Annotated in this window: 1 protein-coding gene; it reads left to right on the top strand. The window is 61.4% G+C overall.

Features of this window, described 5'->3' with window-relative positions; genetic code table 11:
* The first annotated feature begins 140 nt into the window (after positions 1-140).
* Positions 141-1,922: a serine/threonine-protein kinase gene (locus ACWFRJ_RS44505; RefSeq protein ID WP_453544809.1), complete on the top strand. Its 1,782-nt coding sequence runs from the start codon at positions 141-143 to the stop codon at positions 1,920-1,922.
* Positions 1,923-1,969 lie beyond the last annotated feature (47 nt).

Genomic DNA, 1,969 nt, shown 5'->3' with positions numbered 1-1,969 from the left:
TAAAAACAGCCTACTGATTTAGAGCCGCCATTTCTGGCGCATCACACTAGCGGGTCTCCACACGCCTACTTCTCCACCTACCTCGCTTCCGCGGCAATTGGCCGACGTCACCGCCCCGAGGAGGTCAGTAGGGTGGGTTCATGCCGAAGCACGAACCGTTCATCATCGACGGAGTCACTTACGAGCGCGATTCAGCTCTGGGAGAGGGCGGATCAGCCGTGGTGTGGAAGGCCCGCCGTAAGCCCGACGGTCAGGTGTTCGCAGTCAAACGGATTAAGAAGGACCGCGACGCTGACTCCGCTCGCAACAAGCGTTTCAAGCAGGAGATCGAGTACGGACAGACGTCGAGCCACCCGAACGTCGTGAGTATTCACGCGCGCTCAGAGGACACGAACTTCTTCTACTACGTCATGGACTTCTACCCGATGACGCTGCGACACGTGATCAACAAAGAAACCGATGCTGACGTGCTTCTCGACTACGCGCGCCAGCTCTGCGATGCGCTCGCGTACGTGCACGGCGACGGCGTAGTGCATCGCGACATCAAACCTGAGAATGTCCTCGTCGACCCTGATGCGCGCCAGCTCGTCCTGGCCGACTTCGGCATCGCGCATTTCAAGGACTCCTCGCTCACGAATCGCGGGGACCTCTTAGTGAACCGGAACTACCTCGCTCCCGAGCAGATGGTGAGGAACAACGCCCGCGGTATCGGCAAGCCGGCGGACATCTTTGCGCTCGGCCTCGTCATAACCGAGATGTTCACGAAGCAGAACGCCCGAGGGCGACGACACGCGCTTGTGCGCGACCGCTACCCCTTCCTGGCCGACCTCGACCTGATCATTGAACAGATGCTGCTCCAAGACGAGGCGCAGCGGCTCCGCATCGACGCCGTACGCGGCATGCTTCGGGTAACCCTTCAGCGGCTCGACTCGACAATCGAGGAGATCTCCGATGATCTGCGCCCCAACGAAGCGTCCGCCGACAGCTCGTCCGGGGAGGTCGAGCGGATACTCGGCCGTGCCGCGAGAGACGTGCTGTCGGCGAAGTATGTCTTCGAGCGGGTCGCCGACGGAGAGCTCGACCGATTCAACCTCAACTATCACTGCGAGGTTGCGTACCGGGTGAGCACGGAGCTGTTCAATACGTGTGCTCAAGCCGTTGTATATACCTCGTGCAAGGCGAGGTTCGACTATGAGGGCGCCGGGCGGTGGGACGAGAACGACGACGCTCTCGTGCTGTCGGCCGCCAAGCCGGGACTCCAACGCGAGCTGGAGACGATTCTGGCTGATTTCCCCCTCCCTCAGTCTTCGCGCTGGGACGGTCTGCCACGGCGGTCGGCTCACTTGTTCCGGTTCTGCAAGGACTACCACTGCGAAGAGCTGCTGACGAGCATCCGCGAATCTGTCTACGGTGAAGGCAATCGCTCGTTGCGGGCGAATCTGATCGACGCCCCGATCCTCTGGCTCGCCCGCTGGATGCGTACGAGTCTGGACACCGACTACCTGGAGTTCGACAAAGCAGTTCGCGAGGACATCAGCTTCGAGCGCCACCTCTCGGTGCTCTGGGACAAGACGCTTCCGTTGGATTCGGCCCGAGAAGCGGTGGGAGTGGATCTGTTGACCGAGCCGCTCAACGCCGACCGCGTCGCCGGCACGCTGCAGGCGCTTGAAGCGAAGTGGGATGTCTCCGTGGGAGAGCTCGTAGACGGTGAGTACTCGGTCATGTTCCGGTCACGCAACACGTACCGCTGCTTCCACGACGAAGCGCTCGACCTCGCAGAACCGGGCTCAGTATTCGAAGCCGACGTCCTCAATCTGCTCCGCCCTGAGGCGGAGTTCGACGACCTCGTCGCACTCACGTGGGATCGGGACTTCGACGTGGCCATCACGCTCGGGAAGGTCCTCGGCACCCGCACCCGCTAGTGTGATGCGCCAGAAATGGCGGCTCTAAATCAGTAGGCTGTTTTCAG

It is taken from the genome of Streptomyces sp. NPDC055239, assembly GCF_053606205.1.
Note: the sequence above shows the minus strand (reverse complement) of the source record. Positions and strands in the feature narration are given on the sequence as shown.

Excerpts from the sequence above, each read along its gene's own strand:
- ACWFRJ_RS44505 (WP_453544809.1), top strand. The coding sequence starts at position 141 with ATGCCGAAGCACGAACCGTTCATCATCGACGGAGTCACTTACGAGCGC.